Raw genomic sequence first — 20,085 nt, forward strand, 5'->3', positions numbered from 1 at the left:
GGGGTGACCCATGTGTGCGCTCCGTCGGGGGTCAGGCGGCGCCGGACGGGCTCACGCGGCGCCGTCCCATCTGATGACGACCTCTCTGGCCAGGCTGCGGTAGGCGTTCGCGCCCATCGAGCCCGAGTCGAAGAACGTGATCGGCTCCCCGGCGACGGTCGCGTCGGGGAACCGCACCGTGCGGTTGATCACGGTGTGGAACACCTTGTCGCCGAAAGCCTCCACGATGCGCCCGAGGACCTCGCGGGTGTGCAGCGTCCGGGAGTCGTACATGGTGCCGAGGACCCCGTCGATGACCAGGTCCGGGTTGATCCGGCCCTGCACCTTCTCGATGGTCTCCATCAGCAGCGCGACACCGCGCATCGCGAAGTACTCGCACTCCAGCGGGATCAGCACGCCCTCGCTCGCGGCCAGCGCGTTGATGGTGAGCAGCCCGAGCGACGGCTGGCAGTCGATGAGGATGTAGTCGTAGTGGTCGACGGCCGACTTCAGCGCGCCCTGCAGGATGTACTCGCGGCCGACCTCGTGGACGAGCTGGACCTCGGCGCCGGACAGGTCGATGTTGCTGGGCAGCAACTCCATCCCGTCGACGCCGGTCTCGATGACGATGTCCTCCCACTCGGTGTCGCGTTCGAGCAGCATGTTGTGGACCGTCAAGTCGAGCTGGCGCGGGTCGCCCTTGCCGAGGCCGACCGACAGCGCTCCCTGCGGGTCGAAGTCCACGAGCAGGACGCGGCGGCCGTACTCGGCGAGCGCGGCGCCCAGGTTGATCGTCGTGGTGGTCTTGCCGACGCCGCCCTTCTGGTTGCAGACGGCCACGATCCGTGCGGGACCGGGCTCGGCCGGCTGCTCCGGCTCCGGGAACACCGGCACGGGTCGTCCGGTAGGCCCGTGGGCCCGGCTCGGATCGGTTTCAATAGTGGCGGAGGAGAGGACTCCTCCCGCACCGTCAGTGCTGGTCACTCGATCCCTCCCCGGCGGCCAGGAAATGCCATCCAGAACCGGGACTCTAGGCCCGTCCATCCGCTCGCTCAAGCCGACGCGCGCCGAACGTCGCGATTTGTCACCGGGCCTGACGGCCCGATTCGTCCATCCTCGCATGTCCCGGCGGTCAGGTCCGGGCGCGCGGATGCGAGGTCGCGTACACCTCGCGCAGCAACTGGACGGTGACGAGCGTGTACACCTGCGTGGTCGTGACGGAGGCGTGCCCGAGCAGTTCCTGCACGACGCGGACGTCGGCTCCCCCGTCCAGCAGGTGCGTGGCGAACGAGTGCCGCAGCGTGTGCGGGGACACCTCCGACAGCTGCGCCCGGTCGGCCGCGGCGCGCAGCACCATCCAGGCGCCCTGCCGCGACAGCCGCCCGCCGCGCGCGTTCAGGAACAGCGCGGGGCCGCCCCGCCCGGCTCCGGCGAGCTCGGGACGGGCCCGCACCAGGTAGGCGTCGACGGCCTCGCGCGCGTAGTCGCCGATCGGCACGACCCGGGCCTTGCCGCCCTTCCCGGCGACACGCGCGAAGCCGTCCCGCAGGTCGAGGTCGTCGACGTCCAGGCCGACGGCCTCGGAGATGCGCGCACCCGAGCCGTAGAGGAGTTCCAGCAGGGCGCGGTCGCGCAGCCCGCGGGCGGTGCCGGCCGGCCCGGCCGCCGCGGCGAGCAGCCGCTCGACGTCGGCGAGGGAGATGGCCTTCGGCAGCCGGCGCGGCGGCGTCGGCGGCTTGACGTCGTGCGCGGGGTCGGCGGCGGCGAGCCCCTCGCGCAGCGCGAACCGGTGCAGCCCCCGGACGGCGACGAGCGCGCGGGCCGCCGAGCCCGCCGACAGCGGCGGATGGTCGGCGTCGCCCTCGCGCAGGCCCACCAGGAACGCGCGGACGTCGTCCTCGGTGATCTCGCCGATCGCCGTGCGGCCCCGCCCGTCCTGCACCGACGCGTACCGGCGCAGGTCGCGGCGGTAGGAGCTGAGCGTGTTGGCGGCGAGGCCCCGCTCGACGGCCAGGTGCCCGAGGTAGGTGCGCACGGCCGAGTCGAGCGCGGAGCCCTGGACGGTGCCGGGCGCCGCGCTCCGGGGGGACGGGCTCGGGGACAGTGCGGCACCTCGTTCCGGCCGTGGGCTCCGGGGACCCGCCCATCATGCCCCCTCCGGCGGCCGGGCGGGGACTCCGCCGGGTCAGTCCTCCGGCGCGTCGACGGGACGCAGGTGCGCGAACCCGGAGTCGCGGGCCGCGCGCACCGCCAGGACCCCGATGCAGGCCATCATGTTGTGCAGCTCGCCGGCGAACACCTTGCGGACCGCCTCGTCCAGCGGCACCCACACGACCGGCATGTCGGCTTCCTCGTGGACGCGCTCGAAGTCGATCTGGTCGGCGGGCACTTCGGTGAGGCCCCGCGCCAGGAAGATGCGGACGCGTTCGTCGGTCATGCCTGGCGATGGGAACACGTCGAGGAGGGTGTCCCAGCGTTCGGCGCGGTACCCGGCCTCCTCCAGCAGCTCCCGCTCGGCGAGCTTGTGCAGGGGTTCGCCGTCCACGTCCCGCAATCCCGCGGGCGCCTCCCACAGCAGCCGCGACACCGGGTGCCGGTACTGCCGCAGCAGGAGCACCCGGTCATCGTCGTCGACGGCGATGACGCCGACGGAGCCGATGTGCTCGATGACGTCGCGGCCGACGATCTCGGTGCCGGCGCCGCGCGGCATCTCGACCCGGTCGCTGCGCACGCCGAACACGTGCCCCTGGAAGGGGGCGGCGGAGTCCGCGACCGTCCAGCGCTCGGGACGGTCGCGGACGTCGTCCGGGCCGAACGACTCGCTCATGACGCGGTCACGGCGCCGTGCTCGCCCTCTCCCCCGCGCGTCTCGGCGTAGTCGAGCGCGGCGGCGACGAGGCCGGTGAACAGCGGGTGCGGGCGCGTCGGGCGGGACCGGAACTCCGGGTGCGCCTGCGTGCCGACGAAGAACGGGTGCCGCTCGCGGGGCAGCTCGACGTACTCGACGAGGCGCCCGTCCGGCGACAGGCCCGAGAACCGCAGCCCGGCCTGCTCCAGCCGGTCGCGGTAGGAGTTGTTGACCTCGTAGCGGTGCCGGTGCCGCTCGGACACCTTCGCCTCCCCGTACAGCTCCCGCACGACCGACCCCTCGGCCAGGTCGGCCGGGTAGAGGCCGAGCCGCATCGTCCCGCCCATGTCGCGCTCCCCCGCGACGACGTCGAGCTGGTCGGCCATCGTCGCGACGACGGGGTGCGCGGTGGTGGCGTCGAACTCGGCGCTGCCGGCGTCGGCGAGCCCGCCGAGCGTCCGCGCCGCCTCGATGACCATGCACTGCAGGCCGAGGCAGATGCCGAGCAGCGGGACCTGGTTCTCCCGGGCATGCCGGACGGCGCCGAGCTTGCCCTCGATGCCGCGGACCCCGAACCCGCCGGGGATGAGCACGCCGTCGGCGCGGTCGAGCTCCCGCTTGGCGCCCTCGGGCGTCTCGCAGTCGTCGCTCTTGACCCACCGGATGTGCACCTTGGCGTCGTTGCCGAACCCGCCGTGCCGCAGCGCCTCGGTGACCGACAGGTACGCGTCGGGCAGGTCGATGTACTTGCCGACCATCGCGATCGTGACCTCGCGGGCGGGCTTGTGGACGCGGCGGAGCAGTTCGTCCCACGCGCCCCAGTCGACGTCGCGGAACGGCAGGTCGAGCCTGCGCACCACGTAGGCGTCCAGGCCCTCGGAGTGCAGCACCTTCGGGATGTCGTAGATGGACGCCGCGTCCACGGCCGACACGACGGCCTCGCGGTCCACGTCGCACATCAGGCTGATCTTGTGCTTGAGCCCGTCGGTGATCGGCCGGTCGGAGCGGCACACGATCGCGTCGGGCTGGATGCCGATGGAGCGCAGCGCCGCCACCGAGTGCTGGGTCGGCTTGGTCTTCAGCTCCCCCGACGGGCCGATGTAGGGCAGCAGCGACACGTGCAGGAAGAAGCAGTTCTCCCGGCCGATCTCGTGCCGGATCTGGCGGACCGACTCCAGGAACGGCAGCGACTCGATGTCGCCGACCGTGCCGCCCACCTCGGTGATGACGATGTCGACGTCGCCGTCGTCCGCCATCCCGCGGATCCGGTCCTTGATCTCGTTGGTGATGTGCGGGATCACCTGGACGGTGTCGCCGAGGTACTCCCCGCGCCGCTCCTTGGCGATCACGTTCGAGTAGACCTGCCCGGTGGTGACGTTCGCCGACCCGTGCAGCTCGGTGTCCAGGAACCGCTCGTAGTGGCCGATGTCCAGGTCGGTCTCGGCGCCGTCGTCGGTGACGAAGACCTCCCCGTGCTGGAACGGGTTCATCGTCCCGGGGTCGACGTTGAGGTAGGGGTCGAGCTTCTGCATGGTGACCCGGAGGCCGCGGAGGGCGAGAAGCCGCCCGAGGCTGGACGCCGTCAGTCCCTTGCCGAGGCTGGAGGCGACACCGCCGGTGACGAAGAGATGCTTGGTAGGACGTGACCTACCACTGGCTGCCGATGGCAAGAAGTCGCTCCCGTGGTCGCTGCGAGGCGGAAATACCGCACTATCCACGGAGCACCAGAATAACAGCCCTGCTCACCCCCGGGACCGCCCCCACCCAAGGACGATTCAAACCCTCCCGGACGAGGACGATTCAACCCGTCTTGGACGAGCCCGTTTCACACTCTCGTGGACGAGGACGATCAACACCCTCTTGGACTGGACCTCAGTCTTGGTGCGGACCTCGGCCAGCGGTCACGGGTCGGGCGGCCGGAGGGCGCCCCAGCGCCCGGAGGTCGCCCGACCCGCCGGGCGGGAGGCCGTTCCCGAGACGCGGAGCGGATCGGGAATGGTCTTCCGCCCGTGACGGGGGGCGAGGGGGGTCGTCCCCCCTATAGACGGGGCGTGGCGGCCGTGGGCATGATCGTGCGGAGTTGCCGGGTCAGTTCGTCGATCAGGGAGCGGGCCTGGTCGGCCGCCTGGCGGGCGGCGTCGCGCTCCTGGGAGAGTTCGGCGATCTGGGCGCGCTGCTCGGTGACGGCCTGGGCGAGCTGGTCGACCCACTGGTCGCGCTCGGCGAGCTTCTCGGCGACGGCGTCGCGCTCGGCGGCGAGTTGCCGCATCGCGGCGACCGTCTTGTCGCGCTCGCGGCCGGCCTGGTCGGCGCGGCCGCGGGCGAGCGTGAGCTCGGACTCGGCGCGGGCCTGGGCCTGGACGGCGCCCTCGCGGGTCCGCTCGGCGGCCTCGCGGGCCTTGGCGTTGGCCTCGCTCTCCCGCTCGGTCTTCTTGGCCGCTTCGAGGGACTGCGCGGCGGTGTCGAGGGCCTGCTGGCGCTCGGCCTCGGCGGCGTCGGCGCGTCCGGCCGCGTCCTGGATGCGGCGCTCGGCGTCCTGGGCGCGGCGTTCGGCCTCCTGCGCGCGGCGCTCGTTCTCCTGGGCGCGGCGTTCGGCGACCTCGGCGCGGCGCCGGGACTCGTCGCTCTCCTTGCCTGCGGCGACGATGGCGTGCTGCAGGTTCTGCGCGGCCATCTCGGCGTCGGTGACCTTGGCGCGCAACTGGGACAGCTCGGCGTGCGCGGTCTCCAGCGCGCGGGACAGCTCCGCGGCCTGCTCGGCGACGCGGTCGCGCTCGGACTCGGCGGAGCGGCGCCCGCCGACGGCGTCCTCGACGGCGCGCAGGGCGTCGTCGCGGGCCTCGCTCATGGCGTCGCGCTGCTGGATCGCCTGCCGGACGGTGGCCTCGGCCTCGCCGACACGGCGTTCGGCCTGCTCGACCTGGGCCTGCACCTGCTCCAGCTGCGCTCGCGCCTGGTCGGCCTGGGCGCGGATCTGGTCGGCCTGGACGCGTCCCTGCTGCGCCTGGTTCCAGGCGGCGGCCGCGTCGCGCTGCGCGTTCTCCTTCTCGGTCTGGAGCGCGGCGATCTGCGTGACCGCCTCGTTCTGGACCTCGGCGGCCTGGCGCTCGGCGTCCACGGCGCGGCGGTCGGCCTGCTCGGCCTGGCCGCGGGCGCGCTGCACCTCGCCCCAGGCGGCGGCCGCGTCGCGCTGCGCGGACTCCTTCTCCTGCTGGACGACCGCGACCTGCGAGGCGGTCTCGTTCTGGGAGTCGGCGACGCGGCGCTCGGCCTCGACGGCGCGGCGGTCGGCCTGCTCGGCCTGGCCGCGGGCACGCTGCACCTCGCCCCAGGCGGCGGCCGCGTCGCGCTGCGCGGACTCCCTCTCCTGCTGGACGACCGCGACCTGCGAGGCCGTCTCGGTCTGCGCCTCGTTGACCTTGCGCTCGCCCGCGGCGAGCGCGTCGCCGATGAGGTCGGCCATCTGGCGGAGCCGTTCGACGATGTCCCAGGGCTGGGCCTCGGGCTGCTCGATCTCCGGGCGCACGATCTCCCCCGTCTGGCCGTGCGGCCCGTGCTGGGCGGGCCCGCCGGGCAGGCCGTGCTGCGGGGGCTGCCCGTGCTGGCCGGGTTGGCCCGGCTGCCCGTGCTGGGCCGGCTGTCCGGGCTTGGACATCTGGATCGGCTGCTGGGCGGCCGGCAGTGCCGGCGGCGTACCCGGGTCGCGGCCCATGGCCGCCCAGGGGGTCGCCGCGTCCGGGACTCCGCGGGGACCGCCCGATCCGTTCAGCTCGCTCACCGGTCTCCTCGCCTCCCGGCGTCCCGCGCCCGACGGCTCGTCACTTCGCTCACGTGTCTCCTCGCCCGGCGGCGCGCGGCCGCGTTCGCGGGGGTCGTTGTGCACATCTCGTTCGCTCCGCAGCCGGCCCTGTGGCTCCTCGCTTCGCTCACTAGAGGCACTCTAGTCCCGACCAGCGGAGCGTTTGCCCAGTTTGGGGTTTACTTTCTTGACTCGCGGGGGGCGTTCGCGCACGCAGGACCCCTGTTCGGGGCCCGCGCGGCCCGCCGCGACGGTGCCACGGGTCACATCCGGCGAGGGGACCGGGACGGGTGGGACAATCGCGCCTCATGGAGCTTCGCACCCTGTATCCGCCGATCGAGCCGTACGACTCCGGGCTGCTCGACGTCGGCGATGGAAACCGTATCTACTGGGAGGTCTGCGGGAATCCGGACGGCAAGCCGGCGGTCATGCTGCACGGCGGGCCGGGCGGCGGGTGCAGCCCGGCGCACCGCGGCCAGTTCGACCCGGAGGCGTACCGGATCGTCCTGTTCGACCAGCGAAACTGCGGGCGGAGCCTGCCGCACGCGAAGGACCCGGAGGTGTCGCTGGAGGCGAACACCACCTGGCACCTGGTCGCCGACATGGAGCGGCTCCGCGAGCACCTGGGCATCGAGCGGTGGCTGGTGTTCGGCGGGAGCTGGGGCAGCGCGCTGTCGCTGGCGTACGCGCAGACGCATCCGGACCGGGTGACCGAGCTGGTGCTGCGCGGCATCTTCACGCTGCGGCCGTTCGAGCTGTACTGGTTCTACCAGGAGGGGGCGTCGCTGCTGTACCCCGACCTGTGGGAGAAGTACGTCGAGCCGATCCCGGAGGACGAGCGCGAGGACCTCATGTCGGCGTTCCGCGAGCGGCTCGACTCCCCCGACCGGGAGGTGCGGGAGGAGGCGGCGAAGGCGTGGGCGACGTGGGAGGGCTCGACGATCACGCTGCGGCCGGACCGGGAGCTGGCGGGCGGGTTCGGTGAGCCGGACTACGCGGTGGCGTTCGCCCGGATCGAGAACCACTACTTCGTCAACGACGGGTGGTTCGAGGAGGACCAGCTGATCCGGGACGTGGACAAGATCCGCCACATCCCGGCGGTGATCGTGCAGGGCCGCTACGACGTGTGCACGCCGGTCGCCACGGCGTGGGATCTGCACCGGGCATGGCCCGAGGCGGACTTCCACATCGTCGACGACGCGGGCCACGCCTACAGCGAACCGGGAATCCTGCACCGGCTGATCGAGGCGACCGACCGTTTCGCCGGAAAAGCCTAATTTGTTCGGTCCCGGCCGAGACCGGCGGCCGGGACCACCGGGCGGGCCTCTGGTTTCGGCCGCACGCCAATACGACCGGTCGTAGGCCCGGAATCCGGCCGGGGTGGGGCTTTGGTGCCCGGCCCCGGTCGGCTCGGATACGGCCCGAAACCCACGATTTCTTACCTGTCCGCAACCTGTTTCTTACCCCGCCGTTAGGGCATCTGGCCCTTGAAGGACAGCGGACAGGACCCCGGTGGCCCGTGCCAACGCCTTGCCCCACACCCGTCCCAGCACGCTCGCGGGCGGACGACCTCGCGCGATGGGACGTGACGCCCGCCGCACCGCCGCCGTTGACAGCGAATCCGAGTGACTTACCTCACACAACCGATACCAAAAAGCCCTCCGGGCCCGGCGGCGAAACATTAAGGTGACATTCAGGAAACGTCCCGGACGTTTCCGCGGCGCATCCGGCAGTACCTCCTGCGTATCACCCGGAATGGCCCGCCGGCGCCCGCGCGAGTCGCGCCGGAATTGCACCCAAATCGGTAAAGCCTTTAACCATACCCACCGCCATGGGCGGCTAAACATCACGCGGATAACATTCATCTGCGATCACGGTGCGAGATTCGGTAAGTTGCCTGGACATGGCAGCGCAACCCCTGGAATCACCGACCCGACGCCCCGATGCGAACGAGACGAACGCGGACGTGCAACTCCAGGAGCCGAGCCTCACCGACGGCCCCGGAATCTGGCGGCTCGCCCGCGACTCACGCGTCCTGGACGTCAACTCGCCCTACAGCTACACGCTCTGGTGCCGTGATTTCCCGGACTCCTCGGTGGTGGCGCGCGACGGCGCCGAGCCGTGCGGTTTCATCACCGGCTACGTCCGCCCGGCCCGTCCGGACACGTTCTTCGTGTGGCAGGTCGCCGTCGACCACGACCATCGCGGCCAGGGCCTCGCCCGCCGCATGCTCGACCACCTCGCCGACCGGCTCGCGCCCCGCGGGCACCGGTACATGGAGGCGACGGTGACCCCGGACAACTCCGCTTCCACCGCGATGTTCGAATCGTTCGCCCGGAGCCGCGGATGCGAGCTCGTCCGCAGCCCGCTGTTCGGCGCGGAGCACTTCCCCGAGGGGGGACACGAGCCCGAGGTGCTCTTCAGGATCGGCCCGATCGCCGGCGCGAACTGACCCGAAGCCACGCCCCCACCCGCTCCCCACCGCAACCTGCCTGGAGGCAGACATGGACGTTTTCGCCCGCCTGGAATCGGAAGTCCGCGGCTACTGCCGAGGCTGGCCCACGGTGTTCACCACCGCGCAGGGCAGCCACATGACCGACGAGAACGGTAAGACCTACCTCGATTTCTTCGCCGGCGCCGGAACGCTGAACTACGGGCACAACAACCCGCAGCTGAAACGCCGGCTGCTGGACTATCTCGCGAGCGATGCGATCGTGCACAGCCTCGACATGTACACCGCGGCGAAACGCGACTTCCTGGAACGGTTCAACGAGTACGTCCTGGAGCCGCGCGGCCTCGACTACAAGGTGCAGTTCCCCGGCCCCGCGGGGAACAACTCCGTCGAGGCCGCGCTGAAACTCGCGCGCAAGTACACCGGCCGCGAGACGGTCGTCAGCTTCACCAACGCCTTCCACGGCATGACGCTCGGCGCGCTCGCCGTCACCGGCAACTCGATGAAGCGGACCGGCGCCGGAGTACCGCTCGGGCACGGCGTCGCGATGCCCTACGACAACTACCTGGACGGCCGGACGCCCGACTTCCTGCTGTTCGACACGATGCTGGACGACAGCGGCAGCGGCCTGGACAAGCCCGCCGCCGTGATCGTGGAGACCGTGCAGGGCGAGGGCGGCATCAACGTCGCGACCGCCGAGTGGCTGCGCGGACTGCAGGACCTGTGCCACCGGCACGACATCCTCCTCATCGTCGACGACGTGCAGATGGGCTGCGGGCGCACCGGGCCGTTCTTCAGCTTCGAAGAGGCCGGGATCACCCCGGACATCGTCTGCCTGTCCAAGTCCCTCAGCGGCTACGGGCTGCCGTTCGCGATCACGCTGATGAAGCGCGACCTCGACGTGTGGGACCCGGGAGAGCACAACGGCACCTTCCGCGGCTTCAACCCCGCGTTCGTCACCGCCGTCGCCGCCCTGGAGGACTACTGGACCGGCGACGACTTCGAGAAGCAGACCCTGGCCAAGGGCCAGCAGGTCCACGCCGCGCTCGACGAGATCGCGCTCGCGCACGCCGGCGCGATCGACTCCGTGCGCGGCCGGGGCCTGGCCTGGGGCCTGGTGATGAACGACCCCGAGATGGCGTCGAAGGTGTGCGGCGAGGCGTTCGCCCGCGGGCTGCTGATGGAGACGTCCGGCCCGGAGGGCGAGGTCGTCAAGCTGCTCCCGCCGCTCACCACCACCGAGGCCGAACTCGGCCAGGGGCTGCAGATCATCGCGGACTCGGTGGAGGCCGTCCGCCAGAAGGTCACCGTCTGAGCCGCCCCCCGGAAACACCGAAGAAGGAGATTTCATGATCGTTCGTTCCCTTGGGGAGATCATCGGCACGGAGCGCGACGTGCAGGCGCCGACCTGGTGCAGCCGCCGCTTCGTGCTGGCCAAGGAGGGCGTCGGTTTCTCGCTGCACGAGACGATCCTGTACGCGGGGACCGAGACGAAGATGTGGTACGCCAACCACATCGAGGCCGTCTACTGCGTCGAGGGGCGGGGCGAGCTCACCAACGACGAGACGGGCGAGAAGCACAAGGTCGAGCCTGGCGTGATGTACCTGCTCGACGGCCACGAGCACCACACCCTGCGCGCCGACACGGACGTGCGGACCGTCTGCGTCTTCAACCCGCCCTGCACCGGCCAGGAGGTCCACGACGAGAACGGGGTCTATCCGCTGCTGACCGAGGAGGACGCATGAGCATCATCGAGTCGCATCCGACCATCGACGACGCCTATCCGACCCGCAAGGCCTCCGAGGTCGCGCTGCTGTACCGGCAGGACCCGGTGGTGCACGGCGATCCGCAGGACGGGCCGGTCGACGAGGCGACCCTGGACTCCTTCGAGGCCAACGGCTTCCTGTCGGTCGACCAGCTGCTCGCGCCGGAGGAGGTCGAGGACTACCGTGCCGAGCTGCGCCGGCTGTCGGCCGACCCGCAGGTGCTGGCCGACGAGCGGACGGTCACCGAGCGCGGCTCGCACGAGGTGCGGTCCATCTTCGAGGTGCACAAGATCAGCGAGGTGTTCGGGTCGCTCGTCCGCGACCCCCGCGTGGTCGGCCGGGCCCGGCAGATCCTCGGCTCGGAGGTTTACGTCCACCAGAGCCGGGTGAACTACAAGCCAGGGTTCACTGGCAAGGACTTCTACTGGCACTCGGACTTCGAGACCTGGCACGCGGAGGACGGCATGCCCCGGATGCGCGCGGTGAGCATATCCATCGCGCTCACGGAGAATTTCGTGCACAATGGCGGGCTAATGATCATGCCTGGCTCGCACAAGACCTTCGTGGCCTGTGTCGGGGAGACCCCGGACGACCACTACAAGGAGTCCCTGCGCGGACAGGAGATCGGTACGCCTGACCCGGGCAGCCTGTCGATCCTGGCCGACAAACACGGGATCGAGCTGTTCACGGGGCCGGCGGGCTCGGCCACCATGTTCGACTGCAACTGCATGCACGGCTCGAACGGGAACATCACCCCGTTCCCGCGCTCTAACGTGTTCATCGTGTTCAACAGCGTGGAGAACACGTGCACCGAGCCGTTCTCGGCGCCCGCGCCCCGTCCCACGTTCATCGGCGCCCGCGACTTCACCCCCGTGGGGGGCTGAATGAACACAACAATTCGATAACCCCGACCCACCAGCTCCGCGCCCGCGGGGGCCGTCCAGGCTCCCCGCGGGCGCGGAGCGCACCCATCCAGGAGTTCAACGATGACTTCTTCGAGACGCGACTTCCTCCGCACCGCCGTGCTGCTGTCCGCCGCGGTTCCGCTGGCCGCGGCGGGCTGCTCCACGACGGATCCGGAGAAGGAGAAAGCGGGCGGCGGCACGCTGGAGAAGGCCAAGAGCGCGGGCACCATCACGGTCGGGTTCGCCAACGAGGCGCCCTACGGCTACACCGACAAGTCCGGGAAGCTCACGGGCGAGGCCCCCGAGCTCGCCCGCGCCATCTTCAAGAACCTCGGCATCAACGACATCAAGGGCGTCCAGGTCGACTTCGGCGGCCTGATCGCCGGGCTCAACGCCAAGCGGTTCGACGCGATCGCCGCCGGCATGTTCATCACGCCGGAGCGGTGCGCCTCGGCCGCGTTCGCCAACCCCGAGTACGTCGCCAAGAGCGCCTTCATGGTCAAGGAGGGCAACCCGAAGGGCCTGAAGGCCGCCGAGGACCCGGGCAAGAAGGGCGTCAAGGTCGGCGTGCTCACCGGCGCGGTCGAGGCCGGCTACGCCGAGAAGACCGGGGTCAAGAAGGGCGACATCAAGACGTTCGCCGACCAGGCGAGCGCCTTCGAGGGCCTGAAGGCGGGGCGCATCGACTGCATCTGGCTGACCCGCATCTCGCTGGCCGACCTGCTGACCAAGCACAAGGGCGAGGGCTTCGAGGTGACCGACCCGTTCACCCCGGTCATCGACGGCAAGGAGCAGTTCGGCGCCGGCGCGTTCGCGTTCCGCAAGGCCGACAACGACCTGGTGACCGCCTGGAACGGCGAGCTCGACAAGCTGAAGCAGTCCAAGAAGCTGCTGCCGATCCTCCAGCCGTTCGGCTTCACCCAGGCGGAGATGCCCGCCGCGGACGACACCGCCGCCAAGTTCTGCCAGGGCTGACCCGTGTCCGATGTCCTCGACAGCTATCCCCAGTGGCTGGACGGGGCGTGGGTCACGGTCAGGCTCACCCTCCTCGGCGGCGCGCTGGCGCTGGTGCTCGCCCTGATCTTCGGGATGGCGGGCACGTCCCGCTTCCCGGGGGTGCGAGTCCTGAACCGGGTGTACGTGGAGTTCTTCCGCGGCAACGCCACGCTGGTGCTGCTGTTCTGGTTCTTCTACGCGCTGCCCCTCATCGGCCTCCGCTTCAGTACGACGTTCGCGGCCGTGCTGGCCCTCGGCCTGAACGTCGGCGCCTACGGCGCCGAGGTGGTCCGCGGCTCGATCAACGCCGTCCCGAAGGCGCAGTTCGAGGCGACGGTGGCGCTCAACTTCACGCCGTACCAGCGGATGCGGCGCGTCCTGCTGCCGCAGGCGCTCGCGCTGATGCTGCCCCCGTTCGGCAATCTGGTCATCGAGCTGATGAAGGGTACGGCCATCGTGTCCCTGGTCGGGCTGGTCGACCTGACCCGCGTCTCGAAGAACATCCAGGGCAGCACCGGCGAGACCGTCGCGGCGTTCTCGGTCGTCCTCGTCCTGTACTTCATCGTCGCGCAGATTCTGCAGCTGTTCGTCCGCTACGCCGAGCGGCGCGTGGACCGCATGCTGGGTCGCAGGCTGCCCAGTGAACCGTCCCTCGGGACGATCGCGGCCGGCGCGCCCGGGGCGGGGGTGAGCAGCTGATGAACTGGGACTGGCAGTACTCCGGCGACATTCTCCCCGACCTGCTGGACGGGTTGCGCTACACGGTCATCGCGACGCTGGTCGGCTATGTGATCGCGCTGATCCTCGGGCTGGTGTGGACGCTGCTGCGCCGCACCCCGAGCCGGGCCTTCAACCAGGTGATCCGGTGGATCACCGAGTTCATCCGGTCCACGCCACTGATCCCGCAGCTGTACTTCGTGTTCTTCGTCCTGCCCGCGTGGGGCATCACCATCGGCTCGCTCACCGCGGGCATCATCACGCTCGGAATCCACTACTCGACCTACACGGCCGAGGTGTACCGGGCCGGGATCGCCGACGTCCCGAAGGGGCAGTGGGAGGCGTGCACCGCGCTGAACCTGCCTCGGTCGCGGGTGTGGCTGGACGTGATCCTGCCGCAGGCGATCCGGCGGGTGATCCCGACGCTCGGCAACTACCTGATCGCGATGTTCAAGGACTCGCCGATGCTGCTGGCGATCAACGTCGCGGAGCTGCTGTTCACCGCGTACCAGGTGGGGTCCAAGTCCCTGCAGTTCCTGGAGCCGATCACGATCGTCGGCCTGTTGTTCGTCGTGGTCAGCGTCATATCCTCGATACTCGTCCGCCGCCTGGAGAGGCGTTATGCCACCAACTGACACCACACCGGAAAACCCGGCGCCCAAGGACTCCGAGGGCGGCGCCACGCCCGCGGACGCCGCCGCCGGGAAGGACGTCGCCACCGAGAAGGGCGTCTCCACGCAGAAGGGCGGCACGCCCGAGGACGAGCCGGCCGCGGAGCTGCCGCACGGTGAGGCGCCCGGCATCCGCTTCGAGAAGGTGGTCAAGCGCTTCGGCTCGAACGTCGTGCTCCGCGAGCTCGACTTCACCGTGGCGCCCGGCGAGCGCGTGACGCTCATCGGGCCGAGCGGGTCGGGCAAGACCACCATCCTGCGGCTGCTGATGACCCTGGAGACCCTCGACGAGGGCCTCATCTGGATCGGCGACGAGACGCTGTGGCACATGGACCGCGGCGGCAAGCGCGTCCCGGCGAACCAGAAGCACCTGCACGAGATGCGCAAGCAGGTCGGCATGGTGTTCCAGCAGTTCAACCTGTTCCCCAACATGAACGTGCTGCGCAACCTCACCGAGGGGCCGGTGCGCGTGCTGGGGGTGCCGAAGGACGAGGCCGTCGAGCGCGCCAAGGGGCTGCTCGACCTTGTCGGCCTGGCCGACAAGGAGAACGCGCACCCGACGCAGCTGTCGGGCGGCCAGCAGCAGCGGGTGGCGATCGCCCGGTCGCTGGCCATGCAGCCGCGCGTCCTGCTGCTGGACGAGGTCACCTCCGCCCTGGACCCCGAGCTCGTCGTCGGCGTCCAGGACCTCCTGCGCGACATCGCCAGGCAGAGCGACCTGACGATGCTGTGCGTCACCCACGAGATGACCTTCGCCAAGGACATCTCCAACCGGGTCCTGATGTTCGACCAGGGCCAGATCGTCGAGGAGGGCCCGCCGGACCAGATCTTCGGTGAGCCTTCCGAGCAGCGCACCCGGGACTTCCTGCAGGCCGTCCTGGCCTCCTGACCAGGACCCCTGAACAGGGACCCCGTGTCCCGCGCGTCGCCCGCGCCCCCGTCGCCCCGGGGACGCGGGCGACTCTCGTTTTCAACGTGTCGTGGGCCAGGCGGCGGCGGTCAGGGCGGCCCAGCTCGGGGCTGGCGGGCCTACGCCGTGCTGGCGGGCTATTTCGGCGGGGAGGGTGCCCATCGGGGCCTTGGCGGGGTTCGCCGCTATCTGGTCGAGGATCAGCTTGGTGAGGCCGCAGCCCTCCTCCAGGCGGGGGAACGCGGTGTGGGCGCGTTCGGCGAGGCCCTCGGGGAAGGCGTCGGCGCCCAGGCCGGTCATGTCGATGCTGGTTCCGGCGTGGGTGAGGGCGATCTCGGGGCGCATCCGGTGCGCGATGCCGCGGCTGGTGTGCAGGGCGATCGCCTCCCAGACGATGCGGGTCCGCTCGTCGTCCAGGCCGTTCTCGCTCACGAACTGGGCGGCGAGGTCGGCGCCGTCCACCTCGAAGCGCTGGCGGCCGTTGCCCTGCTCGGTCAGGCCGAGGTCGTGCAGGACGCTCCCCAGGAACAGCACCTCGTCGTCGTAGCTCAGGCCCGGTCGCAGGCCCCGGGCCTCGCCCAGCGCGCGGCCGAACAGGTAGGTGCGGACGCTGTGGTGGGCGAGCGCCGCCGTTCCCGTGGCGAACACCAGGTCGCAGGCCTTGCGGGTCAGGTCGGTGTCGGGGATGGAGAACGCGGCGAAGGGGTCGGTCATCAAGGCTCCTCGCTCAGTGGGTCGGTTCTGATCGTCCGATGCGGGGGCCGGAGGCGGACAGTGTCCGGACTGCCGATGTGCGCTACGTTCTGGCCATGCATGTGGTCGCGGTCCTGGCGCTGGACGGTGTGGTCGCGTTCGACCTGGCCGTCCCCGGCCAGGTGTTCGGCGTGACGACGACGCCGGAGGGCGTCCCGCTGTACGAGACGCGCGTGTGCGCGGCGCCGGGCGGGGTGGAGACGTCCGCCATGGTCGGCCGGATGCGGATGCAGGCGCCGTTCGGGCTGGACGCGCTGGCCGCGGCCGACACGATCGTCGTGCCGGGCCACGAGGACGTCCGGTCCGAGCCGCCGGCCGAGGTCCTGGACGCACTGCGCGGCGCGGCGTCCCGCGGGACCCGGATCGCGTCGATCTGCGTCGGCGCGTTCGTCCTCGCCGCCGCCGGGCTGCTGGACGGCCGCCAGGCCACCACGCACTGGCGGTACGCGGGCGCGATGGCCCGGCGGTTCCCCGAGGTCGACCTCGACCCGTCGGTGCTGTACGTCGACGGCGGCCAGGTCCTCACGTCCGCCGGCGTGGCCGCGGGCATCGACCTGTGCCTGCACATGGTCCGCCGCGACCACGGCTCCGCGACGGCCGCGCGGACCGCACGGCGGATCATCATGCCGCCGCAGCGGGACGGCGGCCAGGCCCAGTTCATCCGGCACGAGGACCCGCCGGACGGGGAGGCCGCCCTCCAGCCGACGCTGGCCTGGCTGGAGGCGAACCTGCACCGCCCGCTGACGCTGGACGACATCGCGCGGCACGCGTCCGTCAGCGTGCGGACGCTGACGCGGCGGTTCCGCGAGCAGGCGGGGACGACACCGCAGCGGTGGCTGTCGCGCGCCCGCGTGCACCGGGCGCAGCAGCTCCTGGAGAGCACGGACCTGCCGGTCGAGCGGGTCGCGGCGGAGGCCGGGTTCGGCTCGCCGGTGACGCTGCGGGCCCATTTCGCCCGGCGCGTCGGCGCGTCCCCGCTGGCCTACCGGAGCGCGTTCCGGGCCCGCTGATCACCCCGGCCGGTGCCCTACCGAACGTCATTCTGTACCGTGGCGCTTACGGACGAGGAGAGCGAGGCGGAGTCTTGACGACGGGCACTTCGATCGTGGGGCTCGGGATGACCGAGCTCGGCAGGGTGTACGGGCGGAGCCCGCGGCGGCTCGCCGCCGACGCGGTACGGCTGGCCGCGGCCGACGCGGGGCTGGAGCTCGGCGACCTGGACGGCCTGCTGGTCAGCCATGGCATGGGCGGCTCCCCCGGCATCGAGCTGGCGGACACGCTCGGGCTGCGCGACCTGCGGCTGCTGTCGCTGATCAACTCCTACGGCGCCACGGCCGGAGCGATGGTGTCGTACGCGGCGATGTCGGTGCTGAACGGGTCGGCGACGACGGTCGCGTGCGTCTTCGCGGACGCGCCGCTGAAGCCGAAGCAGTCGGCGGGCTCGGCCTACAACCGGGACGCCCGCGAATGGTACGGGTTCGGCGGGATGACGGCCGCGCTCGGCCTGCGCAGCGTCAACTCGTTCTACGCGCTGACCGCCCAGCGGCACATGGCCCGGTACGGGACGACGAGCGAGCAGCTCGGCGCGATCGCCGTGTCGACCCGCGCCTGGGCGGCGGGCAACCCGCTCGCGCAGATGCGGGAGCCGATCACGGTCGAGGACCACCAGGACTCCCGCTGGGTGTCCGAGCCGCTGCATCTGCTGGACTGCTGCCTGGTCTCCAACGGCGCCGTCGCCGTCATCGTGACGAGCGACGACCGCGCCCGCGACCTGGCCCGCCCGCCCGTCCACCTGCTGGGCTGGGGGCAGGGGCACCCCGGGCACCGCAAGGAGCGCGGCAGCGACTTCGGCCTGACGACCGGGGCGGCCGCGTCCGGCGCGACGGCGATGAAGATGGCCGGGGTCACCGTGTCGGACGTGGACGTCTGCGAGCTGTACGACTGCTACACCTACACCGTCCTGGTGACATTGGAGGACTACGGGTTCTGCGGCAAGGGCGAGGGCGGCGCGTTCGCCGCGTCCGGGGCGCTCGGGCCGGGCGGGGCACTGCCGACCAACACCGGCGGCGGGCAGTTGTCGGGGTACTACATGTGGGGCATGACGCCGCTGTCGGAGGCCGTGATCCAGGCGCGCGGGGACGGCGGGGAGCGGCAGGCGCCGTCCAACGACGTGATCCTCGTCAGCGGGAACGGCGGGATCCTCGACCACCACGCGACGCTGATCGTCAGCCCGCACGCGAAGGGGGCCTAGCCATGGACATCGGCGTTCTGCGGCGGGACGGCCGCACCGACCCGTTCTTCGACGGCACCGCGGCCGACCGGCTGGTCATCCGGCGCTGCGAGGCGTGCGACCGGTGGTTCGCGCCGGACGCGTCCGGCTGCCCCGGCTGCGGGGAGGAGGACCTCGCCTGGGCCGAGGCGAGCGGCGCCGCGACCCTGGTGACCTGGACGATCCTGCCCAAGGAGCCGCCCGCCTTCCTGGCGCTGGTCGAGCTGGCCGAGGGCCCGTGGCTGCACGCCCGCCTGGACGGTGCGTCCCGCGCGGACCTGCGCGAGGGGCTGCCGCTGCGCGCGGCGTTCGAGCACCCGGACGAGGGCGAGTCGTACGTCCTGTTCCGCCCCTAGACCGAACGCGATTCGGTCCGTTAGCGTGCACGGCATGAACACCGAGGTCTGCGCACGGTTCGGCATCGAGTTCCCGCTGTTCGCCTTCAGCCACTGCCGCGACGTCGTCGCCGCCGTCACGGGCGCCGGCGGCTTCGGCGTCCTCGGGGCCGTCGCGTACACCCCCGACCGGCTCGAAGAGGAACTGCGCTGGATCGACGGCCAGGTGAACGGCCGCCCCTACGGCGTCGACGTCCTGGTCCCCGGCAAGATCGACAAGTCGGCGGAGGGCGGCGGCGGCCTCGACGCCATGCTCGCCGCCGTCCCCGACGAGCACTGGACGTTCCTCACCGGCCTGTTCGCCAAGTACGACGTCCCGCTGCCCGACTTCGAGAGCGCCAAGCGGTCCAACGCGCGCGGCGGCGCGCAGGTCACCAAGGAGGGCGCGACCGAGCTGATCGACGTGTCCCTCGCCCACCCGATCGGCCTCATCGCCAGCGCCCTCGGCACCCCTCCCCCGCTCATGACCGAGAAGGCCAAGGCGGCCGGGATCCCCGTCGCCGCGCTCGTCGGGACGCCCGAGCACGCCCGCCGGCAGGTCGCCGCGGACGTCGACCTGATCATCGCGCAGGGCGGCGAGGCGGGCGGCCACACCGGCGAGATCTCCACGATGGTCCTCGTGCCCGAGGTCGTCGACACGGTCGCGCCGGTGCCCGTCCTCGCCGCGGGCGGCATCGCCACCGGACGCCAGATGGCCGCCGCGCTCGCGCTCGGCGCGTCCGGCGTCTGGTGCGGCTCGGTGTGGCTCACCACCGAGGAGGCGGAGACGTCCCCGGCGGTGAAGGACAAGATGCTCGCCGCCACGTCCCGCGACACGATCCGGTCGCGGTCGCGCACCGGCAAGCCCGCCCGCCAGCTCCGCTCCGCCTGGACGCAGGAGTGGGAGGGCCCCGCGAGCCCCGGCCCGCTCGGCATGCCGCTGCAGATGATCGTCGCCGAGGGCGCGATGCGGCAGATCACCAAGGTGGCCGAGTCCGGCAACCCGGGCGCCCGCGCCCTCGCCAACTACTTCGTCGGCCAGTGCGTCGGCCTCATGAACAGCGTGAAGCCCGCCCGCCAGGTCGTCTACGACATGGTCGACGACTTCGCCACCGCCGTGGAGCGCCTCAACACCATCACCGGCGCGGACTGAACGGCCGAAATCGGACGCGGCGCCACGGGGTGATTCGGCCGTCACGCCATGGCGTCGCACCGTCCGCGGGCCTACCCTTCCCAGCAAGATCCGGTTCCCCGCCCCCAGGGAAGGCCGCCCGTGGGCAACCCCCGACCCGCCGAGTCCGGGCGCGGGCTCTTCGCGCTCTTCGACTGGATGACCCGGCTGCCGTGGCGGCTCGACTCCCGCCCGTACCCGGTGATCGTCCTGGAACCGGCCGGCGACCAGGACGACCCGGGCGAGCACCTGGAGGAGCTGAAGCGCCTGGCGGGCGAGATGGGCCTGTCATCGATCAGCCCCGACCTCGCCGGCACCGGCGGCGAGCCGGCCGCGATCGCACTCGTCGACACGATGTCCCAGCCGCTGACGTGGAGCCACACCAAGTCCCAGTTCGGACGGCTCCGCTTCCCCCGCTCCGACCTGATCCGGACGATCGAGACCGCCGCCGGCGAGACCGGCACGGACGGCGCCC

20 protein-coding genes are annotated in these 20,085 nt (G+C 71.4%); 14 read left to right on the top strand and 6 right to left on the bottom strand.

Annotated features, from left to right (window positions below; all coding sequences use genetic code 11):
* Window positions 1-51: 51 nt before the first annotated feature.
* The 5 genes from E1293_RS28880 to E1293_RS28900 all read right to left on the bottom strand — a co-directional run bounded on the left by E1293_RS28880 (window position 52) and on the right by E1293_RS28900 (window position 6,605).
* Complete coding sequence (locus tag E1293_RS28880; protein WP_424923690.1) at window positions 52-990, bottom strand: ParA family protein; 939 nt, start codon at window positions 988-990, stop codon at window positions 52-54.
* Window positions 991-1,111: 121 nt separating this feature from the next.
* Window positions 1,112-2,014, bottom strand: a complete 903-nt coding sequence (locus E1293_RS28885) for a site-specific tyrosine recombinase XerD (RefSeq protein ID WP_243716670.1) — start codon at window positions 2,012-2,014, stop codon at window positions 1,112-1,114.
* A 150-nt stretch (window positions 2,015-2,164) separates the two neighbouring features.
* A complete protein-coding gene (locus tag E1293_RS28890) occupies window positions 2,165-2,806 on the bottom strand; it encodes an NUDIX domain-containing protein (RefSeq protein ID WP_132200645.1) in 642 nt (213 codons plus the stop codon).
* The gene (locus E1293_RS28895) at window positions 2,803-4,497 is read right to left on the bottom strand and encodes a CTP synthase (RefSeq protein ID WP_132200646.1); all 1,695 of its coding nucleotides are present in this window, start codon (window positions 4,495-4,497) and stop codon (window positions 2,803-2,805) included. Before E1293_RS28895 ends, E1293_RS28890 begins: the two co-directional genes overlap by 4 nt.
* A gap of 368 nt (window positions 4,498-4,865) precedes the next feature.
* Window positions 4,866-6,605, bottom strand: coding sequence for a hypothetical protein (locus tag E1293_RS28900; protein ID WP_132200647.1), 1,740 nt, complete (start codon window positions 6,603-6,605; stop codon window positions 4,866-4,868).
* A gap of 329 nt (window positions 6,606-6,934) precedes the next feature.
* Between E1293_RS28900 and pip the strand changes: the two genes are divergently transcribed.
* The 9 genes from pip to ehuA all read left to right on the top strand — a co-directional run bounded on the left by pip (window position 6,935) and on the right by ehuA (window position 15,022).
* Window positions 6,935-7,903: a prolyl aminopeptidase gene (gene pip, locus E1293_RS28905; RefSeq protein WP_132200648.1), complete on the top strand. Its 969-nt coding sequence runs from the start codon at window positions 6,935-6,937 to the stop codon at window positions 7,901-7,903.
* 626 nt (window positions 7,904-8,529) lie between these two features.
* Window positions 8,530-9,078, top strand: coding sequence for a diaminobutyrate acetyltransferase (gene ectA, locus E1293_RS28910; RefSeq protein WP_132200649.1), 549 nt, complete (start codon window positions 8,530-8,532; stop codon window positions 9,076-9,078).
* Between the two features lie 52 nt (window positions 9,079-9,130).
* A complete protein-coding gene (gene ectB / locus E1293_RS28915; RefSeq protein WP_132200650.1) occupies window positions 9,131-10,393 on the top strand; it encodes a diaminobutyrate--2-oxoglutarate transaminase in 1,263 nt (420 codons plus the stop codon).
* Between the two features lie 34 nt (window positions 10,394-10,427).
* A complete protein-coding gene (locus E1293_RS28920) occupies window positions 10,428-10,823 on the top strand; it encodes an ectoine synthase (protein ID WP_132200651.1) in 396 nt (131 codons plus the stop codon).
* The gene (thpD, locus tag E1293_RS28925) at window positions 10,820-11,728 is read left to right on the top strand and encodes an ectoine hydroxylase (protein WP_132200652.1); all 909 of its coding nucleotides are present in this window, start codon (window positions 10,820-10,822) and stop codon (window positions 11,726-11,728) included. Before E1293_RS28920 ends, thpD begins: the two co-directional genes overlap by 4 nt.
* A 102-nt stretch (window positions 11,729-11,830) precedes the next feature.
* Entirely contained in the window at window positions 11,831-12,724 is an 894-nt protein-coding gene (gene ehuB, locus E1293_RS28930; RefSeq protein ID WP_132200653.1) for an ectoine/hydroxyectoine ABC transporter substrate-binding protein EhuB, read from the top strand.
* Between the two features lie 3 nt (window positions 12,725-12,727).
* Window positions 12,728-13,444, top strand: coding sequence for an ectoine/hydroxyectoine ABC transporter permease subunit EhuC (ehuC, locus tag E1293_RS28935; protein WP_132200654.1), 717 nt, complete (start codon window positions 12,728-12,730; stop codon window positions 13,442-13,444).
* A complete protein-coding gene (gene ehuD, locus E1293_RS28940) occupies window positions 13,444-14,097 on the top strand; it encodes an ectoine/hydroxyectoine ABC transporter permease subunit EhuD (RefSeq protein WP_207939150.1) in 654 nt (217 codons plus the stop codon). The genes ehuC and ehuD overlap by 1 nt, the downstream gene beginning before the upstream one ends.
* Window positions 14,084-15,022, top strand: a complete 939-nt coding sequence (ehuA, locus tag E1293_RS28945) for an ectoine/hydroxyectoine ABC transporter ATP-binding protein EhuA (RefSeq protein WP_132200656.1) — start codon at window positions 14,084-14,086, stop codon at window positions 15,020-15,022. Before ehuD ends, ehuA begins: the two co-directional genes overlap by 14 nt.
* 81 nt (window positions 15,023-15,103) lie before the next feature.
* Here ehuA and E1293_RS28950 read toward each other — a convergent pair whose 3' ends face one another.
* Window positions 15,104-15,757, bottom strand: coding sequence for an HD domain-containing protein (locus tag E1293_RS28950; protein WP_132200657.1), 654 nt, complete (start codon window positions 15,755-15,757; stop codon window positions 15,104-15,106).
* A gap of 95 nt (window positions 15,758-15,852) precedes the next feature.
* Here E1293_RS28950 and E1293_RS28955 point away from each other — a divergent pair, with 95 nt between their 5' ends.
* The 5 genes from E1293_RS28955 to E1293_RS28975 all read left to right on the top strand — a co-directional run.
* A complete protein-coding gene (locus E1293_RS28955; protein ID WP_132200658.1) occupies window positions 15,853-16,806 on the top strand; it encodes a GlxA family transcriptional regulator in 954 nt (317 codons plus the stop codon).
* A gap of 74 nt (window positions 16,807-16,880) precedes the next feature.
* Window positions 16,881-18,047: a thiolase family protein gene (locus tag E1293_RS28960; RefSeq protein ID WP_243716672.1), complete on the top strand. Its 1,167-nt coding sequence runs from the start codon at window positions 16,881-16,883 to the stop codon at window positions 18,045-18,047.
* A gap of 2 nt (window positions 18,048-18,049) precedes the next feature.
* Window positions 18,050-18,421 carry a Zn-ribbon domain-containing OB-fold protein gene (locus E1293_RS28965; RefSeq protein WP_132200659.1) on the top strand — a complete coding sequence of 124 codons (372 nt, stop codon included), beginning with the start codon at window positions 18,050-18,052 and terminating at the stop codon, window positions 18,419-18,421.
* Window positions 18,422-18,455: 34 nt separating this feature from the next.
* On the top strand, window positions 18,456-19,592 hold the full coding sequence (locus E1293_RS28970; protein WP_132200660.1) for an NAD(P)H-dependent flavin oxidoreductase: 1,137 nt from the start codon (window positions 18,456-18,458) through the stop codon (window positions 19,590-19,592).
* Window positions 19,593-19,712: 120 nt separating this feature from the next.
* Window positions 19,713-20,085: hypothetical protein (locus E1293_RS28975; protein WP_132200661.1), on the top strand; the 373-nt coding region annotated here is incomplete at its 3' end.

Origin of the sequence: Actinomadura darangshiensis, assembly GCF_004349235.1 — a bacterium.
Lineage (GTDB): Bacteria > Actinomycetota > Actinomycetes > Streptosporangiales > Streptosporangiaceae > Spirillospora > Spirillospora darangshiensis.

Excerpts from the sequence above, each read along its gene's own strand:
- E1293_RS28890 (WP_132200645.1), bottom strand. The coding sequence starts at position 2,806 with ATGAGCGAGTCGTTCGGCCCGGACGACGTCCGCGACCGTCCCGAGCGC.
- pip (WP_132200648.1), top strand. The coding sequence starts at position 6,935 with ATGGAGCTTCGCACCCTGTATCCGCCGATCGAGCCGTACGACTCCGGG.
- ectA (WP_132200649.1), top strand. The coding sequence starts at position 8,530 with ATGGCAGCGCAACCCCTGGAATCACCGACCCGACGCCCCGATGCGAAC.
- ectB (WP_132200650.1), top strand. The coding sequence starts at position 9,131 with ATGGACGTTTTCGCCCGCCTGGAATCGGAAGTCCGCGGCTACTGCCGA.
- E1293_RS28920 (WP_132200651.1), top strand. The coding sequence starts at position 10,428 with ATGATCGTTCGTTCCCTTGGGGAGATCATCGGCACGGAGCGCGACGTG.
- thpD (WP_132200652.1), top strand. The coding sequence starts at position 10,820 with ATGAGCATCATCGAGTCGCATCCGACCATCGACGACGCCTATCCGACC.
- ehuB (WP_132200653.1), top strand. The coding sequence starts at position 11,831 with ATGACTTCTTCGAGACGCGACTTCCTCCGCACCGCCGTGCTGCTGTCC.
- ehuD (WP_207939150.1), top strand. The coding sequence starts at position 13,444 with ATGAACTGGGACTGGCAGTACTCCGGCGACATTCTCCCCGACCTGCTG.
- ehuA (WP_132200656.1), top strand. The coding sequence starts at position 14,084 with ATGCCACCAACTGACACCACACCGGAAAACCCGGCGCCCAAGGACTCC.
- E1293_RS28950 (WP_132200657.1), bottom strand. The coding sequence starts at position 15,757 with ATGACCGACCCCTTCGCCGCGTTCTCCATCCCCGACACCGACCTGACC.
- E1293_RS28955 (WP_132200658.1), top strand. The coding sequence starts at position 15,853 with ATGCATGTGGTCGCGGTCCTGGCGCTGGACGGTGTGGTCGCGTTCGAC.
- E1293_RS28965 (WP_132200659.1), top strand. The coding sequence starts at position 18,050 with ATGGACATCGGCGTTCTGCGGCGGGACGGCCGCACCGACCCGTTCTTC.
- E1293_RS28970 (WP_132200660.1), top strand. The coding sequence starts at position 18,456 with ATGAACACCGAGGTCTGCGCACGGTTCGGCATCGAGTTCCCGCTGTTC.